We start from the raw sequence: 19,628 nt of genomic DNA on the forward strand, positions 1-19,628 counted from the left end.
CCCGGTCACATAGTTTGCTATGCTCCCGGGGATTCACTCCCTTGCCGTCTCGATGCATCTTGAAATCCATAGGGTATATGCTGATTCTAAGTCAGACTTATGACTTAATGTTAACAAAAACCATTATAAGAATGAATTGTTTCTTCAAGCCACTGTCATTATTTTGGCTGTTCCGGCCATTCAATATCGGCAGCCTGTGAAGTATCAATCCTGTTCAGCATTACTCTATACTTCTTCCATACCAACAGAGCCGCTTCCTCTTCTTTAGTCGCAATTCCTAAATCAACAGCATCTTGTAATGGTGCTATCTGCTGGCTAGCTTCCACAATAAATTGTTGTTTTTTACTTTCAATATATTGCTGCAACTCTTCTTTTGTTGGTGGAGGAATATCGGCCCATTCCGGTAAACCATTTTGACCTGCTATACGATACTTTCCTTCTGGTACATTATTCGCAGCGTATTCTTGATAAATATCAATACTAACTTCCATAATATCATCAGGCAGTGAACCAGAAGCAATATAATTTTGTTTCAATTCTATTGGGTAGAATGCATTTGTCTTTGCACTATAAAAATACATAATTAATATCCTATCGCCAAATATCTCACTAAATTATTTGATAGTTCGTGTATAGAATTTCTGCACGTCACAATAAATTGACTTGCAGAAATAGGCATAGCAGCAACCCCAGATCCATAATTACCAAAATCAGGATATGTTGCAACAATCTGAAAACAAGCATTAGGAAATGGGATGGTGAAATTTCTGTAATCATTTATATTCATAGAGCCGCTTGCTTGCCCCCATTGAATAATTATTCCCGTATCACCACATTTCCACCAACCGTTTACAACCTTATTAGCAGTATTTACATTAAGATTACAACATTTCGCAATTTTTTGTTCTAACACGTTTTTTAATTGTGCGGTAATTTTGGTTACATTGCCATCATCCACAACATCAGTGCCAGATTCTGTCGCAATAAAATCAGCTACAGCAGATGATATGGTTGATGCTTGACGTAATATCTTATTTAATACGTGATTAGGAATATACTGATTGTCTGGAAACCCAACCAACAAATTCGGATATGTTTCATAGCTTTGTTGACTGGGCACATTAGCGTTACCACTGATAGCAAAAGCTTTAAAATCATTTTTGGCACTCATATACATCTCCTTAAATTAAATGACATTATTTCATAATAAACAGATTGAATTATTAATAAAGATGATCTTTCATAATTCACATCAATAATAATTTAGCTTAGAAAAAGAATAACGAAATATTTTTATCACTAAAAGGGATAACTGTTTTCATATAATTAGCAACAATAAACAAGCCGATATATACCCCTCTGGCACGAAAAATAAGTCCATCATTCCACAATCCTACATAATCTGTTTATTCATATCATTTTTCATTATTTCGGCTGATCCGGCCATTCAATATCTGGAGCCTGTAAAACATCAACTTTGCTCAACATTACTCTATATTTCTTCCATTCCAATAGAACTGCTTTTTCTGCTTCGGAAGCAACGTCCAAATCAACAGCGTCTTGTAGTGGCGCGACAAGATTGTTAACTTTAGTCAATAACTGAGACTTATCATATTCTGCTTGCTGTATTAACTCCTCTTTGGTTGCAGCATAAATACTATCAGATCCTACTGCCGTATTCTCCCCAACAACCTTGTCAGAAGGTTTATTCAACGAATTATATTCTTGCGCCCAAGGCGTCCACGGATTATCGTGAAATTGGCTACGCGTATATACTCGACTACTGTTATAAATAAAATAACGTTGAATAACGCCTGCCGCTTTCAACACAATAAGCGAACCAGCGAACGGCTCAGGGTAATTCGCTCCATTTTTGGCATGAGCATTATACTCTTGATAATAAATCCCGGGTGTTTTATAACTATTTAAATCCGCGTTATCACCTAAATTAATCGACTGCTCGGCGAAGATATCTTGAGAAGTAATATTGATATCCGCAGCCAAAGCTTTTCCATTAATCTTGCGGAGCCCTGTGATATATCGAGAATCAGACTCTGCTTTTGCATACGCTCCAACCTCTCCTGCAGTAGGTCTATTCAGTGTGTTATATTCTCTCGTCCAAGGCGTCCATGGGCTTTCATGAAATTGACTACGTGTATATACCCGACTGCTGTTATAGACAAAATAACGTTGAACAACCCCGGCCGCTTTCAACACAACCAGCGAACCAGCGAACGGCTCAGGGTAATTATTACCATTTTTGGCATGAGCATTATACTCTTGGTGATAAATCCCCGGTATTTTATAATTATCCAAATTCGCATTGTCACCTAAATTATGCGCCTGTCCAGCAAGGATATCCTGAGAAGTAATATTAATATCCTCAGTTAATACTTTCCCATTAACTTTTCGGACATTTGGTATTCTGGTATTAATACTTTCACGTAATGAATTTATTATTTCCTGAGCCAATTTTTGCGTAACCGCTAATGTATCACTGTTGCCCACTACATCGGTAAGCTGAACAACACCTTTTCGTGTTAATGAGGCATTTGGAACTTCTGTTGTAATTTTTTGTTCTAAGGCTCTATTTAGTTGATCGGTAAGTTTAGCTATATTACCATCATCCAAAATATCATTGCCAGATTGTGTCGCGATAAAATTAGCTACCACAGATGATATTGTTGATGATTGACGTAATACCTTATTTAATAAATTAACAGGAATATTATCTGGTGGAAATCCAATCTGTAAGCTCTGGTTTTCTTCATACTTTACTTGACTCACTACATTAGCATTATCACTAATAGAAAAAGCCTTAAAATCATTTTTGGCACTCATATACAATCCTCAAATTGAATAATATTATTTTGAGAGGAAATTCAAAAATAAAAACATCTATTTTGCATTGTAAATTACATATCAATATCCTATTGCAAACCAAAACGCAGAGCTTTCAGTCTCGTATGCCCAATAACTAAATCCTGTTACAGACAATTGTCTTGCAACAACATTATATGATGACTCTAGGTTAGATTTATCACCTAATGTCAACGAAACATTTACACAAGCATTAGGAAACTGAATAGGAAAATTAACTGGTGTATCATATGCTGCCCAGTTCAAAGTTCCCCACTGATAAATCACCCCTGTATCCCCACATTTCCACCAACCATTTACTGATTTCAAAGCTGTATTTTTATTTCCTTTAGCATTAACCAAGTTATCTACTTCTGCTTTTGTATACCCGCTAATAACCTTGTCAGCAGGTTTATTCAACGAGTTATATTCTTGCGCCCAAGGCGTCCACGGATTATCGTGAAATTGGCTACGCGTATATACTCTACTGCTGTTGTAAACAAAATAACGTTGAATAACGCCTGCCGCTTTCAACACAATAAGCGAACCAGAAAGCGCTTCAGGGTAATTAACGCCATTTTTAGCATGAGCATTATAATCCTGATAATAAATTCCTGGTGTTTTACAGTGATCTAAATTTACATTATCACCTAAGCTAATTGCCTGCCCATTCAGAATATCCTGAGAAGTAATAGTGACATCCGTAACTAAAGATTTTCCATTCACCCTGCGAATTCCCGCAATATATCGAGAATCAGATTCTATTTTTGTATATGCACCAATCTCATCAGCAGTCGGTTTATTCAGCGTATTATATTCTCTAGTCCAAGGTGTCCACGGATTATCATGAAACTGACTACGTGTATATACTCGACTACTATTATAGACAAAATAACGTTGAACGGTCCCTGCCGATTTCAATACAACAAGGGCGCCGGCGAGGAATTCAGGATAATTAAGGCCATTTTTGGCATGAGCATCATACTCTTGATGATAAATTCCCGGTGTTTTATAGCTATTTAAATCTGCCTTATCACCTAAACTAATCGCCTGCCCACCCAAAATATCCTGAGAAGTAATAGTGATATCCTCAGACAATGATTTTCCATTAATTTTTCGGTTATTGGATACCTTAGCATTAATACTTTCACGCAATGAATTTACTATTTCCTGAGCAAGCTTTTGCGTAACAGCTAATGTGTCACTATCGCCCAGCACATTAGTAAGCTGAACAACGCCCTTTTGTGCTAATGAGGCATTTGGAACTTCTGTTGTGATTTTTTGTTTTAAAGCCTTATTTAATTGCTCGGTAAGTTTAGCTACATCGCCATCATCCAGAACATCACCGCCAGATTGTGTCGCAATAAAATTAGCCACGACAGATGCGATTGTTGACGATTGACGTAATACTTTGTTTAGCAGATTACTCGTAATATTATCTGGTGGAAACCCAACCTGCAAATTCTGATCTTTCTCATATTTCTCTTGACTCACTACATTAGCATTATTACTAATAGAAAAAGCCTTAAAATCATTCTTAGTACTCATATACACCCCTTAGATTAAATAGCATCATCTATACCCGTCATCTTTCAAGTTGCCTTTTTGTTGGCTGCACTCACTCACCCCGGTCACATAGTTCGCTATGCTCCCGGGGATTCGCTCCCTTGCCGTCGCGATCCATCTTGAAATCCATAGGGTATATAATCAATATATTGAATTATTATTAAAGTAATCATTCATAATTTAAAGCAGCCATAGTTTAATTCATAAAAATAATAATAAAACGTTCTTCTAACTTAGAAGAATAATTATTTTTATATCATTAGCGGTAAGAAAAACCCCAACAACTTTCATCTGTAAATATATTCAAGTCATTCATATTCAATATATAAATTATTTCAATCCGTCATTACTTATTTTTATATTTCAACTTCATAACAAATAAAACCACAGTATAAATGGCCTGTTTATTCAAGCCATTTTCGTTATTTTGGCTGTTCCGGCCATTCGATATTGGGAGCCTGTGAAGTATCTATCCTGTTCAGCATAACTCTGTATTTCTTCCATGTTAATAAAGCATCTTTTTCAGCTTCTGTAGCAATATCTAAATCAACAGCATCTTGCAGTGGTATTACCTTCTTATTTACAATGAATAAAAGTTGTTGTTTCTTATTTTCTGCGTCGTTAATGACGACTTGCTGAATATCATTTTTCCATCTTTCTTCATCATCTTTCGAAATTGACCATTCTCCATTCCACCTATGATATAAGGCAATGATAAATTATTATTTTGATAATACTAAACTACATCGGCCATTTATTGGCGCGGTTGATGCTAATCTGGATAGTGAACCTCCAGTGAATGCTTTACGAATACAACCACTATTTAAAGATGGATTTTGGCCGTGTGAAAAGTCAGGACAATGGGAGCTCGTTGAAAATAAAAAAGGAATCATGATTTATGATATTGAATCAGGGCAATCACAGGAAAATAGAGAAGTCATTATTCCTGATGGTTTTACAGAACAGTCAAGGCCGTCGCTATACTCCCAAATAAATTATAGGTATCATACTGACGTTTAGTGGGCGATTTTCATCTGCCGTCGGTACTACTTGTGATGCATCAAAAGTTGCATATGAGAATATCGAATATTGATCAGGCACATTCTTATGATGAGCACTTGCATTATTACTTGCTTTAACGCCATAAAATGCTCCGCTGACACGAGAAAATAGTCCAGTCGCCCACCATCCTACATCACCTTGAATATTTCTAATCGCATCTTCCTGTATAACACCAGGCTGCAAACCAGCACGCATAAATACTCCGCGCCCATTAAAAAACAGATTAGGGAGGTTTATATTTCCATCACTCTTTTTAATTCTCCATACCTTCTTATATTCCACTGGTAAACTATTTAACACCCTACCGACATTTGAATCAATCGCGTAAACATCACCGTTTGCAATGTACTCACCTTTAGCCAGAGCTGATGCCGGATATGCAGATAAATAAATATTTCCCGGTCTATTAGATGTTCTACTATTGATTTCTTCAAACAATGAATTGACTATTTCCTTAACTAACTTTTGCGTAACAGCCAATGTATCGCTATCACCAATTACATCGGTAAGTTGAACAACACCTTTTTGTGTTAATGAAGCATTAGGAATTTCTGTTGTGATTTTTTGTTTTAAAGCCTTATTTAATTGATCAGCAAGTTTGTCTACATTACCATCATCCAGAACATCATCGTCAGATTGTGTCGCAATGAAACTAGCCACAACAGATGATATGGTTGACGATTGACGTAATACTTTATTTAGTAAATGAGTGGGAACATCATTTGGTGGAAACCCAGCCTGCAAACTCTGATCTTTCTCATATTTATCTTGACTCACTACATTAGCATTATTACTAATAGAAAAAGCCTTAAAATCATTATTAGTACTCATATACACCCCTTAGATTAAATAGCATCATCTATACCCGTCATCTTTCAAGTTGCCTCTTTGTTGGCTGCACTCGCTCACCCCGGTCACATAGTTTGCTATGCTCCCGGGGATTCACTCCCTTGCCGTCGCGATGCATCTTGAAATCAATAGGATATATAATAAATATATTGAATTATTATTAAAGTAATCATTAATAATTTAAAGCAGCCATAGTTTAATTCATAAAAATAATAATAAAATGTTCTTCTAACTTAGAAGAATAATTATTTTTACATCATTAGCGGCAAGAAAAAAACCAACAAATTTCAACTGTAAATATATTCGATTCATTCATATTCAACATATAAATTGTTTCAATACGTCATTACTTATTTTTATATTTAAACTCCAGAACAAATAAAACCACAGTATAAATGGCCTGTTTATTCAGGCCATTTTCGTTATTTTGGCTGTTCCGGCCATTCGATATTAGTATCCAATAGCAATCCAATGGACCGCTCGTGCCCGGTAATCAGTGTTTAGCGCACCAATAGTTGTTGCTGTAAAAGATACCGGTGTAATATTACCAACTTCAACAAAACAACGATCGAAGATCGAAGACGAAGGTTTTCTTCTACCGTCAGTTGTCGCAACCACAGTTGTACATGCATTAGGAAAGCTAATAGGAAAGTTAGCCAAATAATTATCATTACCTAGTAAAATACCCCACTGATAAATTATTCCTGTATCACCACATTTCCACCAGCCATTTGCAGATTTTAAGGCTGTATTTTTATTGCTATATCGAGCATCAGATTCAGATTTAGTATAACTTCCCACATCCCCAGAATTCAGGCTAATATCATTCGACAGCACTTTCCCATTCACTTTGCGGCTATTAGGTACTCTGGTATTAATATCTTCACGTAATGAATTTACTATTTCCTGAGCAAGCTTTTGTGTCACTGCCAATATGTCACTATTGCCAACGACATCAGTAAGCTGAACAACACCTGATTGGGTTAATGAAGCACTGGGAATTTCTGTTGTGATCTTTTGTTTTAATGCCTTATTTAATTGCTCAGCAAGTTTGACTATATCACCATTATCCATAACATCATCGCCAGATTGTGTCGCAATGAAATTAGCCACAACAGATGATATGGTTGACGATTGACGTAATACCTTATTTAATATGTGAGGCGTCATAGAATATGGTGGAAACCCAGTTTGCAACTCCGTGCTCCCTTCATATTCTTGCTGATTTATTACATTAGCATTACTATTAGTAGAAAAAGCTTTAAAATCATTTTTAGGACTCATATACACTCCTTGAATTGAATAATATTATCTCATAAGAAAAATATTAAATTATTGTAAACGTGACTTTTATCAATTCATTGCAACAATAATCCAACGCATAAAAATAATAATAAAAACGTAAAGTTAATAAACCCTTTAAGCACAGTTTTGTCTTGCCAGATTTGTATCAAACTGGTAGGTCGCTTGATTTCGACTGTTCAGCTATATGTTCTATCCTTCCTCATGTAACAACTGATGAGTTATACAATTAATGTAAAATCTTAAAGATAACTGTCAGCCATACTGCTCAGTATCTTCCTCTGCAAGATACGCTCACTTCATCACCTAAAACATCGATACAAAATTATTTTAATATTTAAAATAATTTTTAAAAACTGCTTGACTATGAAGTTTTTCTGATTAAAATCACAGCCACAATTTAGATTTTCGTGAAACAAATCACACTTTACCAATAAAAGAGAGTTCATCATGAAATCTGTTACATCTTTCATATCAAGTGTTCATCGTGTTGTTGTCTACTTGTCAACACCTTGCTTTCTGTAAGTCTGCTTTTTAACCGATACGTGTAAGGCCAGTTTCCAAGCTGGCTTTTATGTGCAGGACTTAACCCCCAGCCAAATTAACCGGCTAATCCATTTTTTTATTTCCTGATTTCGTTTCAACATTCTGATAATAGTTGATGGACTTCAGTGCATTTTCCTTTGGAAAAGGAAAGATGTTAAGGTAATAGCAACTCACCTTCCCTCCTGAAAATGCACTTATTAGTTTCGCCGAATCCATTTGTTATTAATAATCCAATGCGTTAAAAATTCACTTCTTCAACAAAGCAACTTCATCCGCATTTTTCTGGCACAACAGAGTAAGATGAGTAATAGAACGGGTAAGATTATCTATAGTACTCTCCAGCTTTTTAATATCCATTTCCAGTTGCTTATTTTTTATATCCAATGCATTCATTCTTGCCAATTCAGCATATAATTGCTGGCCATTCACCGCCTCCGTACTGTTATTGGAAATATCCCCAGCAGCAACATTCACAATCTTACGTTGATTACCCGGTCTTCCTACAGAAACAACATTCGATTTGCTGGCAACAGAATTTGCGCCTAATGCAATGCCCCCGCTTGCTGTTACAGAGGCGTTTTGACCAATCGCAATTCCCTGAGACGCACTAATACTCACCTTTTGCCCCACGATAATAGAAGACGGAGAGCTGGATTTAGAGTCTGATCCTAATACAATACCCCTACTTCCTGTTACAGAAGAGTTTTGACCAATCACAATTGCCTGAGACCCACTGGCAGAAACCTTTTGCCCCAGAGCAATAGAAGACGAGCCGCTGGATACAGAACTGTCTCCTAATGCAACGCTAGCACTTCCTGTTGCAGAGGAATTTTGACTAATTGCAACTGCCTGATTCCCCCTGGCAATCGCTTTTTCCCCCAGAGCAATAGAAGCTGAACCACTGGATATAGAGCCTGATCCCACTGCAACACTCGAACTTCCTGTTGACGTGGAGTTTTGACTAATCGCTACTGCCTGAGTCCCACTAGCAACAACCTTTTGCCCTAGGGCAATAGAAGCTGAACCACTGGATACAGAATCAGCGCCAATCGCAATGGGCCATTTGACTTTATCATCCTTATTCTCTTTCTCTTCTCTACCCGCCAGTTGATTTTGCCCAATAGCAATAGCACCCTCACTAATTGATTTAGAAATTAGTGGTGAAGCACCAATCGCTATAGCATATATTGCTGGTGCTTCTGCATTCCCAACAACAACGGAATCTTTACCAACTTTCTGATCAGTTATCTTCATATCCTCTGTAGACATATATACCTCTTAATTCAGGAATTAAATTATTACTGGATTAATATATCCAACAATATAACTTAGTATTTTCCATCAAAAAAAATCAAATGGAATATAATAATTTCCTTTCAAATTTGTCACCATAAAATATTAAACAAACTTAACGGAATTTTAAAAAATCATTATACCACACAAACTTATTACGCGAACATAAATTAACACCATCATCGTCAAAATAAATATTATACCAAAAATTCAACTTGTAAATAAATTAAAACCATGTGGTTATGAAATATATTTCATGGGTTTATTTAATATATCACATAACTTCATTAAATATGATGACTTATCGAACCCGTTAAATGCAAACCAATACTATGTTATTTGTATATATTTTCGTTGACCTCAATACAACTATTTATATAATTTACTCGATCAAATGCAATTAGCATGCAAAACCGAGCAGGACAATTATTCTGTTATTCACTGTGACACACCTGATAAACCATTATCAAATAATAATCCCATCGCTAAATCATATATTCTCAGCCTAATAGCCAAGAATATATGAAATAACAACCAACAGATATTAATAATTCAATGCATCGAGAAGCCGTTTCTTCAATGATGCAACATCATCCACGCTATTCTGAACCAACAGAGTAAGATTAGCTATATCACTTTCCAGAGATTGAATCTTCTCTTCCAATTCCTTATTCTTTGCATCTAATAATATGTCAATCCTTGCAGATTCAGCATATAACTGATGACCATTAACCGCCTCATTACTGTGATTTGAAATCTCCCCGGCCGCAACATGTATAATTTTACGTTCATGGCCGGTTTTTCCTACAGAAACAACATTCGGTTTATTAGCAATAGAATCTGCACCTAATGCAATGCTCCCTTTTTCTGTTGCAGAGGAGTGTTGACCAATCGCCACGGCCTGAGCCGCACTAGCAGTCACCTTTTGTCCCAAAGCGATAGAAGCCAGGCCGTTGGATACAGAGTCAGCACCAATCGCAATAGGCCAAACGACTTTCGCATCACCTTGTTTACCCGCAATTTGATTTTGCCCAATCGCAATAGCCGCTTCACTGATTGTTTTAGAATTTCGGGGTGAAGCACCAATTGCGATAGAATGTACTGCTGGCGCTTCTGCATGTCCAAGTACAACTGAATCCTTGCCAGTTGTTTGTTCAGCTACATTGGTATTTTCAATAGACATATTAAACCTCTTAATTTATAAATTAAATAACCATGCGTTGTTTGAAACTTAATAAAATGTGCAACAGAATGTGATATTGATTACGTGAACGCATTTCACATATCAAAACTTAAATTAACGTTATACTTATTCCGCCGACAATATTAGATGTAAATTCCAACTTGTAAATAAATTAAAATTATTGGATGGTGGAATACATTTCATGGAATTTATTTCATGTATTATCAAGCTTTATAGAATATATATTCGATAAAGTTCATCATAACCAATTAATTAGTCACCACAATATTAATTGATTTTTATATATTTAACCTAAGTAAATACAGAAGAAAATTTCATTGTTGATTTTCAATTATTTAAAAAATAATTATCCAGTATATGTTCAACACTACAACTACAAAAATATAATCAAATTTGATTAATTATAATTTTAATAATAAATACTCTCAATGAAAATTTTTACCACTGATGATTTCGCAGCCTTCATGGATGATAATTCACTAACCAAAGAAATTCCCAATAAGCTGTTGAAAGTTTATAATCTATTGGTCAAAAATTTTCTTAATATCAATGGCAGAGCGTTTTCACAAATCTGGCACAATATCAAATATAACTATGAAAAAAAATTAACGTACTGGTTAAACAAGATAAAAACGTGAATCACTCTTTATCTGATGTGATGACTGTAAAACACATAATTTAAGTGAAAGCATGTCTTACAGATCGCATTTCACTAACCGTATCAGCCAGTTCAATTAATTCAGCAGGGTAATCTTGTCCGGTAATAATCACTGTCTGATTAATTGGCCGTCCGTTTAATGCCTTGATAATTTCATCAAGTAATAGATAACCGTTATTTATCGCGCAAGCCAATTCACTCAGCACTACCAATGATAATTCAGGATCACGCATCATGCGCAACGCATGCTGCCAAACCTCAGTACAAGCGGCAATATCCTTAGCACGACTTTGCATTTCTCCAGTCAAGTTCATTGATATTAGTTGAAATTCTACCCCATGCGGCTGCAACAAAACACGCTCACCGGCTAACCATTCATCCCTAATAAATTGGATAACGCCAGCCTTTAATCCATGACCCAATGCTCGTGTAACCGTTCCCATTGCTGCGGTGGTTCTCCCCCTGCCATTACCGGTATAGATAATGGCAATTCCCCGGTTTTCCTGAGCGGCTGCAACTTGTGCCATAAATCTCTCTTTTTGCCGCTGTTTTCTCTGTTTATATCGCTCCTCACTCATTTGTCCGGCTCCAATATATTAGTCAGTCACAGAACAACTGTTTGTTTTGTTTGTATTCGCTTGAGATGACTCAGAGAATAATGTTTCTACCACCCGATCAACTTGTTGACGATCTTGACTGACCAACGATTGCATTAATCGCTCATTAGTGAAAAACCGCTCCCAAAAGTGACGACGTGCAGCCAAATGATGAAAATGTCGTTTTACCCGCTGGCGAAGTGTTCCACCGTAGGCGGCCAGACGACCAAGATGCATCGGTAACAACCGTTCGAGTTTTTCGCGCCATAATCTGACCAATACCGGCGCATTACCCCCGGAGGAGATAGCTATCACCAAGGGTGAGCGATCAATCACTGACGGTGTGATAAAACTGGCTTGCTGTGGCTCATCCACCACATTACAAAAAATGCGGCGCTCCGTTGCACAATCACACACATAGCCATTCACCGCCGCATCATTAGTAGCAGCAATAACCAGCCAACAATGTTCAAGCCAGTGAGGCTCAAACTCACCGCGAATGAGTGTCACTTGGCCATTATCCCCCCATATCTCAAATTGCGGGGTAAATTCCCGTGCGTTAACTAATAGATGTGCGCCAGCATCTAATAACAGACGCGCTTTACGCTCGGCTACCTGACCGCCTCCAACCAGCAGACAGGTTTTATCCCGGATCTGGCAAAACATCGGCAAATAATCCAACATAAGTCTCCTCCTACAGTTAACGCACACCACCCGGTATCATGGTCAGCAAGTGCTGACGAGGATAAAAACGAATTATGTCCTTCTGTTTCAGCCACCAGCATAGGTACTCAACATCATGATGGTGACGATCACACAATAACCCGACGACACTGCCACTATGAGCAACATTCAGCCCATAGATCCCACTCCGCTCTACCAATTCCAACAAACTGTCAAACGCCGGTTTTACCAACAACTTTTGACTGGCCTGTGCACTGAGCGTCGTGGCTTCTCCCAACCGCCAGTAATTCCGAGTCGTCACAGCCTGACAAAATAGTTTCCAAGCATGCTCTAGCACTGCGGCATTTTCCAATAATACCGGATGGCGATCTAAACGGTGATAATCAGCCGTGATCAGGGTTTCCGGGCTTTCCAATAACAAAATGTCTATAGATGGCTGCCAGTCACAAGCAATTTGAGTGGTACCTGTTTGATGATCGAACAAGGTAAGCCGGCTGAACAACGTGCTATCCGTAGGCTCAAGCTGTACGCAAAAGCTAGCCAGTGTCGTTTCATCAAGTGTTTTCCCCAAATAACGCGCCGTCGCCAGCGCTGTAGCGGCAATATCAGCGGTACTACTTGCCAGCCCTTTTGCCATCGGGATCGTAGAAGTCAAGGCGATCCGTAAACCTCGCGCCATCTCCACCGACAAACCAAAATACGCCAGGACGGTTTTCATCACTTGGCGCATACGGGGACGTTCATCTTTTCCCGGCACGCCATCTGTAACAGACACCTCGCTGAACCAATTCACCGGACAAGAGATCAATTTCTCACCACCAAGAATCCACCCTTGGATAAGTTCACCACACGATGCAGGACAACGCGCTTCAGCCATAGCCGAATACCTGACGTAACGCCGATACCAGACGGCGATTATCATGCTCGCCCTTGATGGCGACCCGATAATGAGCTGCGTTCAAGCCCGGATAATTAGCACAATGGCGAATTAATATTCTCTGTTTCAGCAATACTTGTTGAAGATCGATTTCTGGGCGCAGGCAACGCAGGAAGATATAATTTGCCGCGGGAGGCCAAACACGTAATGCCGGTAATGCAGACAATGCCTGATAAAGCCAACGTTGTTGCTCAGCTAGCCAGCGGTGTGTTGCTTGAATGTAAGCGTTATCATTAAGAACAATTTCACCAGCCAACGCCGCAAAAGCATTAATGGTCCACGGCTCCCGCCAGCGCTTCATTGCCCGAATCCCCGTTACATCACTGCTGACCAGATAACCAAGACGCAACCCCGGAATAGCAAAAAATTTCGTTAGTGAACGCAGAATATAAAGACGAGGAAAATGCGCTATCTGAGGAATAAATCCAGCAATATCCGGGAGAAAATCGATAAACGCCTCATCAACAATCAACGCAATATTATGCTGACGACAACGTTCAAATATCGCCTGCAATAGCACAGCATCTGGCATCAACCCCGTCGGATTGTTCGGTGTCGCAAGAAACAAACAGTCAGGCCGATGGCGCTCTAATGCCATCAACAAGCGTTCATCAGGTTGATAGCTATCAGCTTCACTCATCACATATTCATCAATCTGGCAAGCCACTCGCTGCAAGGCGCGTCGATATTCAGCAAATCCCGGTATCAACAACATGGCTCGGCGCGGCTTAAGATAATTCACCACAGAATAAATCAATTCAGTAGAACCATTACCCGCCATCAGGTTTTCGACAGCGCAATGATGAGCCTGCGCTAACGCAGCATGTAACCGGCAATATTCTGTATCAGGATAGTACTCTGCGCATTGCAATTGGTCGATAATGGCCGTTTTCAGGGATTCCGGCATTCCTAACGGATTGATATTCGCGCTGAAATCAATCATCTCTTCGACTGTAACACCGATTTTCAGCGCCATTTCCAGCACATTACCGCCATGTTCGCTCATCAAATAGTATCCCCAAATGTTAAACAGAGAATCAGAGTGCCATCAGTGATGGAACAGAAGACAACAATAGATGATCCCGGCTAAAAGCCAGTGTTTCCCGCAAACGCACCACATCACCAATCACAATCAATGCTGGTGCAGTCAATCCCTGAGCGGCTACCCGCTGAGCCAAAGTGAGCAGGGTTGCGCTGGCAACCTGCTGTTGCTGATGGCTAGCATACATCACAACCGCCGCCGGCGTTGTCGGCGCTTTACCGCCTGCGATCAATTGCTCACAGATACTCGCCAGTTGAGTCATTCCCATTAAGATCACCAACGTACCTTCCAGCTTTGCCAGCGTCGCCCAATCCTGTGATTCATTTCCCTGACGCAGATGGCCGGTAATAACATGAAAACCTGATGCATAATCACGATGGGTGACCGGGATCCCGGCACAAGCCAGACCACCAATGGATGAACTGATGCCCGGTACCACTTCAAAAGGGATTTTCGCCAGTGCCAAAGCTTCCGCTTCTTCACCACCACGGCCAAACACATAGGGATCTCCCCCTTTCAGCCGGACGACATTTAACCCTTGTTGCGCACACTCTACCAAGATTTGATTAATTTGCCGTTGCGGCACTGGGTGATAGTTCGGCGTTTTGCCGACATTAATCATTTTGCAATCATCAGGTGCTTCGGATAACAGCTCCGGGCTGACTAATCGATCATACACCAGCGCCTCAGCCTGACGGATACAATGTAATCCTCTGACAGTAATTAGCGCCGCATCGCCGGGACCGGCGCCTACCAACCAAACTTTTCCGCTATTCATCATTTTTCTCACCCCGTAACGAAAGTCTGTTGGAAGATATATAACCGATAGCCAGCAACGCGATCTGGTGTAAGATCAATAATTCTTCATTTTTGTTAATGTATTGATGATAACCATCTGTCCTGACATCTTGGAGCCTTATCTGCTTGTTTCTCTTAGTAACTTACCCCTGCATCTTGTATCTATACCCTATGGATTTCAAGATGTATCGCGGCGGCAAGGGAGCGAATCCCCGGGAGCATAGAGAACTATGTGACCGGGGTGAGTGAGTGCAGCCAACAAAGAGGCAACTTGAAAGATGACGGGTATACGCCATTTTTATTATAATCCCTAATGTTTCTGTGATTACAGTTGTCTTTCTAACCAAATTGCTGATATTTAATACTGATTAATAAAAAAAAATGCCAACATACGCCTTATTGCAGACAAGAGGCGTAGCGATGGAAGCCAAGGAGTTATTTAGTGTCGGTATTGACATCGGCACCACCACCACACAAGTGATCTTTTCGCGTCTGTCACTGGTGAACCGTGCAGCGGTATCACAAGTGCCACGCTACGAGTTTGTTAGCCGCGAGATTATCTGGCAAAGCCCGGTATTATTTACCCCTGTAGACTTTGCCGGACAATTACGTGAAGACGAACTGTTCAGTCTGATCCAAGCACAATATCAGGCGGCAAACATCGCACCGGAAAGTGTCGATTCCGGTGCAGTGATCATTACCGGTGAAACCGCGAAAACATGCAATGCACGCCCTGTAATTATGACGCTGGCACAAAAATTAGGGGATTTTGTTGTCGCAACAGCGGGACCCCATTTGGAATCGATGATTGCCGGTTTGGGCTCCGGCGCTCAAGCTCTTTCACAGCAGAAAATGACCAGAGTGCTCAATATTGACATCGGCGGCGGTACAGCCAACTACGCGCTATTCGATGCCGGGCGACTTATCGCCTCCGCTTGCTTAAATGTCGGCGGCCGCTTATTGGAGACCGATCTTCAAGGGAACGTTTTACGGGCACATCCGCCCGGAGCACTCATCGTTGATTCACTGTTTGGCGAAAACACAGATATTCAACATCTGACAGCCACGCAATTACAGCAAATTGCTACGCGGATGTCGCAATTGTTGTGGGAAGTCGTCACCGGGCAACTCACACCTCTGGCGCAACAATTACTGATGACCGAGCCGCTGCCAAACTGTGATCAACTCTACGCCGTCACCCTCTCCGGCGGGGTAGGAGAATGTTATCGTGAAACATCGGATCATGACCTATTCCGTTTTCACGATTTAGGGCCATTGCTGGCACAAGCTATCCATCGTGATAATGATTTCGCCAAACTGCCGCTGCAAATGCCAAAACAAACCGTGCGCGCTACCGTCATTGGTGCCGGCGCTCATACATTATCGTTATCCGGCAGCACTATCTGGCTCGATGCACTATCGCTACCACTGCGCAATATTCCCGTCGTCCATCCTGACACAGAAGCCACTGAATCACTGGCAGAAGCCTGGCAACATGCACTCACACAAATGGATCTGAATGCCGAGCAGGATCTATATGCATTGGCCCTACCCGACGCCTTGCCAGTGAATTATGCCGCCGTGCAGACATGCATTACCGCTTTACAGAACTTTGCCAGACGCTATCCCTCTTCTCACCCGCTGCTCATCGTTGCAGGTCAAGACTTTGGTAAGGCATTGGGTATGCTGTTACATCCTCTGATGGGAGAACGGCCGCTGGCGGTTATTGATGAAGTTATCACCCGCACCGGGGATTATATCGACATTGGCACGCCACTATTTAATGGCACTGTGGTTCCCGTCACTATCAAATCACTGGCTTTTCCTTCCTGAGAGAGCGTAAACATGAAATTGAAAACTCAGCTTTTTGGTAAGACCTATCAGTTTAAAGATGTCAAACAGGTGCTGGCAATGGCTAACGAATTGCGTTCCGGGGATGTGCTAGCCGGGGTGGCTGCCGAAAGTTCCCAACAACGCGTAGCGGCTAAACATATCCTCTCGGAAATGACGATTGCGGATATTCGCATGAATCCGATCATTCCTTATGAAGAGGATTGCGTGACTCGCATTATTCAAGATGACATTAATGAAATTGCCTACGCCCGCATAAAAAACTGGAGCATTGGTGAACTGCGTGAATACATACTAAGCGATGATACCAGCGTGGATGATATCGCCTTTTTACGTAAAGGAATCAGCTCCGAAGTCGTTGCCGCCGTGGCAAAAATCAGCTCCAATGCGGACCTGATCTATGGCGCGAAAAAAATGCCCGTGATCAAAAAAGCCAACACCACCATTGGGACGCCGGGAACGTTCAGCGCCCGGCTGCAACCTAACGATACCCGCGACGATGTACAAAGCATTCTGGCCCAGATTTACGAAGGGCTATCATTTGGTGTTGGTGATGCAGTCATCGGCGTCAACCCGGTAACCGACGATGTAGAAAACCTCACCCGCGTACTAGATACCATCTATGAGGTAATCGACAAATTCTCCATTCCAACACAGGGCTGTGTCTTAGCCCATGTCACGACCCAGATAGAAGCCATTAAGCGTGGTGCACCGGGTGGTTTGATTTTCCAAAGTATTTGCGGCAGTGAAAAAGGGCTAAAAGAGTTTGGCGTAGAATTGGCTATGTTAGATGAAGCCCGTGCCGTTGGCGCGGAATATTGCCGTCTTGCTGGCGATAACTGTCTCTATCTTGAGACCGGACAAGGCTCCGCCCTCTCCGCCGGTGCTCACTTTGGCGCTGATCAAGTGACAATGGAGGCACGAAACTACGGTTTGGCGCGCCACTATGACCCATTTCTGGTGAATACTGTTGTCGGTTTCATCGGGCCAGAATACCTCTACAATGACCGCCAGATTATCCGTGCCGGATTAGAAGATCACTTTATGGGAAAACTCAGCGGCGTTTCAATGGGATGTGACTGCTGCTATACCAACCACGCAGATTCCGATCAAAACCAGAATGAAAACCTGATGATCCTGCTGGCAACCGCAGGATGTAATTTCATCATGGGAATGCCGCTCGGTGATGACATTATGCTCAATTACCAGACATCCGCTTTCCACGATACCGCCACTATCCGCCATCTGCTCAATCTGCGCCCGTCACCGGAGTTTGAACGCTGGCTGGAACAGATGGGGCTGATGGCAAATGGCCGCTTAACATCACGTGCGGGCGATGCATCGTTCTTTTTCTGATTCTTTGCTGAGATAAATCATCATGAACCAAAAAACAATTGAAGAGAATGTAAGCGAGCGGGTATCTAACCTGAAACCCCATGCATCCCCTGAAATCACTAACGAAACTGAAAGCTGTACGCCGGATTTAGGCTCCTTAGAAGCCAAACAATGGATCGGTGTCCAAAACCCGAACCGGATAGAAGTATTACAGGAATTACGCCGCAGCACTGTAGCAAGAGTCGGTACCGGCCGCAGCGGCCCACGCCCACGTACTCAGGCATTGCTGCGTTTTCAGGCTGATCACTCCCGTTCTAAAGATACGGTGTTAAAAGAAGTCCCGGTTGAATGGATAGAGAAACAAGGATTGCTAGAAGTGCAATCTCAAGTCAGCGACAAAAATCTCTATCTGACTCGCCCGGATTTAGGGCGAAAACTCAGTGCGAATGCGGTAGAAACTTTACTGACACAGTGTAAAACAGCGCCTGATGTACAAGTTGTTATCTCCGATGGCCTGTCTACTGATGCCATTATCACCAACTACGAAGATCTTGTGCCACCACTGTTAAAAGGGTTGGAACAAACAGGAATGTGCATCGGCACACCGTTTTTTGTGCGCTATGGTCGCGTCAAAATCGAAGATCAAATTGGCGAGTTACTAAAAGCTAAAGTGGTTGTTTTACTGATTGGAGAACGCCCCGGATTAGGGCAATCGGAAAGTCTCTCCTGCTATGCCGTTTACCAACCGACTGTAGAAAAAACGGTTGAAGCTGACCGCACTTGTATCTCTAATATTCATCATGGCGGCACACCACCAATCGAAGCCGCGGCAATTATTGTCGATTTAGCTAAAAACATGCTGGAACAGCAAGCTTCCGGCATTGCTCTTAGTCGTTGATGGAATGGTAGCTATATCCGTCATCTTTCAAGTTACCTCTTTGTTGGCTGCACTCGCTCACCCCGGTCACATAGTTACCTATGCTCCCGGGGATTCATTCCCTTGCCGTCGCGATGCATCTTGAAATCCATAGGGTATATACCCCTTT

Annotated in this window: 16 protein-coding genes and 1 pseudogene; 3 read left to right on the forward strand and 14 right to left on the reverse strand. The window is 41.1% G+C overall.

The window, feature by feature from the left end:
- Window positions 1-158 precede the first annotated feature (158 nt).
- The 14 genes and pseudogenes from LG003_RS16660 to cobA all read right to left on the reverse strand — a co-directional run bounded on the left by LG003_RS16660 (window position 159) and on the right by cobA (window position 15,376).
- Window positions 159-581: a tail fiber assembly protein gene (locus LG003_RS16660; protein WP_112878661.1), complete on the reverse strand. Its 423-nt coding sequence runs from the start codon at window positions 579-581 to the stop codon at window positions 159-161.
- A gap of 2 nt (window positions 582-583) precedes the next feature.
- A complete protein-coding gene (locus LG003_RS16665; RefSeq protein ID WP_112878660.1) occupies window positions 584-1,171 on the reverse strand; it encodes a gp53-like domain-containing protein in 588 nt (195 codons plus the stop codon).
- A gap of 254 nt (window positions 1,172-1,425) precedes the next feature.
- A complete protein-coding gene (locus LG003_RS16670) occupies window positions 1,426-2,841 on the reverse strand; it encodes a tail fiber assembly protein (protein WP_262981202.1) in 1,416 nt (471 codons plus the stop codon).
- Window positions 2,842-2,922: 81 nt separating this feature from the next.
- Window positions 2,923-4,407: a pyocin knob domain-containing protein gene (locus LG003_RS16675; RefSeq protein ID WP_112878658.1), complete on the reverse strand. Its 1,485-nt coding sequence runs from the start codon at window positions 4,405-4,407 to the stop codon at window positions 2,923-2,925.
- 440 nt (window positions 4,408-4,847) lie between these two features.
- Complete coding sequence (locus LG003_RS16680) at window positions 4,848-5,141, reverse strand: tail fiber assembly protein (protein ID WP_315903393.1); 294 nt, start codon at window positions 5,139-5,141, stop codon at window positions 4,848-4,850.
- Window positions 5,142-5,403: 262 nt separating this feature from the next.
- The gene (locus LG003_RS16685; RefSeq protein WP_262981203.1) at window positions 5,404-6,318 is read right to left on the reverse strand and encodes a tail fiber protein; all 915 of its coding nucleotides are present in this window, start codon (window positions 6,316-6,318) and stop codon (window positions 5,404-5,406) included.
- A gap of 468 nt (window positions 6,319-6,786) precedes the next feature.
- Complete coding sequence (locus tag LG003_RS16690) at window positions 6,787-7,620, reverse strand: gp53-like domain-containing protein (RefSeq protein WP_240000834.1); 834 nt, start codon at window positions 7,618-7,620, stop codon at window positions 6,787-6,789.
- Window positions 7,621-8,430: 810 nt separating this feature from the next.
- A complete protein-coding gene (locus LG003_RS16695) occupies window positions 8,431-9,453 on the reverse strand; it encodes a hypothetical protein (RefSeq protein ID WP_262981204.1) in 1,023 nt (340 codons plus the stop codon).
- Window positions 9,454-10,021: 568 nt separating this feature from the next.
- Window positions 10,022-10,660, reverse strand: coding sequence for a hypothetical protein (locus tag LG003_RS16700; RefSeq protein ID WP_262981205.1), 639 nt, complete (start codon window positions 10,658-10,660; stop codon window positions 10,022-10,024).
- 699 nt (window positions 10,661-11,359) lie between these two features.
- Window positions 11,360-11,917 (reverse strand): cob(I)yrinic acid a,c-diamide adenosyltransferase, encoded by a 558-nt coding sequence (gene cobO, locus LG003_RS16705; RefSeq protein ID WP_262981206.1) that lies wholly within the window; start codon window positions 11,915-11,917, stop codon window positions 11,360-11,362.
- A 69-nt stretch (window positions 11,918-11,986) separates the two neighbouring features.
- Window positions 11,987-12,616 (reverse strand): annotated as a pseudogene (locus tag LG003_RS16710) (NAD(P)-dependent oxidoreductase); the annotation flags it as partial.
- Between the two features lie 19 nt (window positions 12,617-12,635).
- Window positions 12,636-13,496 (reverse strand): GHMP family kinase ATP-binding protein, encoded by an 861-nt coding sequence (locus LG003_RS16715; RefSeq protein ID WP_262981207.1) that lies wholly within the window; start codon window positions 13,494-13,496, stop codon window positions 12,636-12,638.
- Window positions 13,489-14,562, reverse strand: coding sequence for a threonine-phosphate decarboxylase CobD (cobD, locus tag LG003_RS16720; RefSeq protein WP_262981208.1), 1,074 nt, complete (start codon window positions 14,560-14,562; stop codon window positions 13,489-13,491). Before cobD ends, LG003_RS16715 begins: the two co-directional genes overlap by 8 nt.
- Before the next feature lie 31 nt (window positions 14,563-14,593).
- Window positions 14,594-15,376 carry a uroporphyrinogen-III C-methyltransferase gene (gene cobA / locus LG003_RS16725; protein ID WP_112878671.1) on the reverse strand — a complete coding sequence of 261 codons (783 nt, stop codon included), beginning with the start codon at window positions 15,374-15,376 and terminating at the stop codon, window positions 14,594-14,596.
- Window positions 15,377-15,816: 440 nt separating this feature from the next.
- Between cobA and eutA the strand changes: the two genes are divergently transcribed.
- From eutA to eutC, 3 genes are read left to right on the forward strand one after another with little or no spacing between them, the layout of a single operon-like run.
- A complete protein-coding gene (gene eutA / locus LG003_RS16730) occupies window positions 15,817-17,229 on the forward strand; it encodes an ethanolamine ammonia-lyase reactivating factor EutA (RefSeq protein WP_262981220.1) in 1,413 nt (470 codons plus the stop codon).
- 12 nt (window positions 17,230-17,241) lie between these two features.
- Window positions 17,242-18,603 (forward strand): ethanolamine ammonia-lyase subunit EutB, encoded by a 1,362-nt coding sequence (locus tag LG003_RS16735; RefSeq protein ID WP_112878649.1) that lies wholly within the window; start codon window positions 17,242-17,244, stop codon window positions 18,601-18,603.
- A 22-nt stretch (window positions 18,604-18,625) separates the two neighbouring features.
- Window positions 18,626-19,480, forward strand: coding sequence for an ethanolamine ammonia-lyase subunit EutC (eutC, locus tag LG003_RS16740; RefSeq protein WP_112878648.1), 855 nt, complete (start codon window positions 18,626-18,628; stop codon window positions 19,478-19,480).
- The last annotated feature ends 148 nt before the right edge of the window (window positions 19,481-19,628 follow it).

The sequence above is a fragment of the Photorhabdus kleinii genome (genome assembly GCF_025384885.1).
Lineage (GTDB): Bacteria > Pseudomonadota > Gammaproteobacteria > Enterobacterales > Enterobacteriaceae > Photorhabdus > Photorhabdus kayaii.

Bases quoted from the DNA above. Each gene is read 5' to 3' on its own strand.
- LG003_RS16695 (WP_262981204.1), bottom strand. From the start codon at position 9,453: ATGTCTACAGAGGATATGAAGATAACTGATCAGAAAGTTGGTAAAGAT.
- LG003_RS16660 (WP_112878661.1), bottom strand. From the start codon at position 581: ATGTATTTTTATAGTGCAAAGACAAATGCATTCTACCCAATAGAATTG.
- cobD (WP_262981208.1), bottom strand. From the start codon at position 14,562: ATGAGCGAACATGGCGGTAATGTGCTGGAAATGGCGCTGAAAATCGGT.
- cobO (WP_262981206.1), bottom strand. From the start codon at position 11,917: ATGAGTGAGGAGCGATATAAACAGAGAAAACAGCGGCAAAAAGAGAGA.
- eutA (WP_262981220.1), top strand. From the start codon at position 15,817: ATGGAAGCCAAGGAGTTATTTAGTGTCGGTATTGACATCGGCACCACC.
- eutC (WP_112878648.1), top strand. From the start codon at position 18,626: ATGAACCAAAAAACAATTGAAGAGAATGTAAGCGAGCGGGTATCTAAC.
- LG003_RS16685 (WP_262981203.1), bottom strand. From the start codon at position 6,318: ATGAGTACTAATAATGATTTTAAGGCTTTTTCTATTAGTAATAATGCT.
- LG003_RS16670 (WP_262981202.1), bottom strand. From the start codon at position 2,841: ATGAGTGCCAAAAATGATTTTAAGGCTTTTTCTATTAGTGATAATGCT.
- LG003_RS16700 (WP_262981205.1), bottom strand. From the start codon at position 10,660: ATGTCTATTGAAAATACCAATGTAGCTGAACAAACAACTGGCAAGGAT.
- LG003_RS16665 (WP_112878660.1), bottom strand. From the start codon at position 1,171: ATGAGTGCCAAAAATGATTTTAAAGCTTTTGCTATCAGTGGTAACGCT.
- LG003_RS16715 (WP_262981207.1), bottom strand. From the start codon at position 13,496: ATGGCTGAAGCGCGTTGTCCTGCATCGTGTGGTGAACTTATCCAAGGG.
- LG003_RS16690 (WP_240000834.1), bottom strand. From the start codon at position 7,620: ATGAGTCCTAAAAATGATTTTAAAGCTTTTTCTACTAATAGTAATGCT.
- LG003_RS16675 (WP_112878658.1), bottom strand. From the start codon at position 4,407: ATGAGTACTAAGAATGATTTTAAGGCTTTTTCTATTAGTAATAATGCT.
- LG003_RS16735 (WP_112878649.1), top strand. From the start codon at position 17,242: ATGAAATTGAAAACTCAGCTTTTTGGTAAGACCTATCAGTTTAAAGAT.
- cobA (WP_112878671.1), bottom strand. From the start codon at position 15,376: ATGAATAGCGGAAAAGTTTGGTTGGTAGGCGCCGGTCCCGGCGATGCG.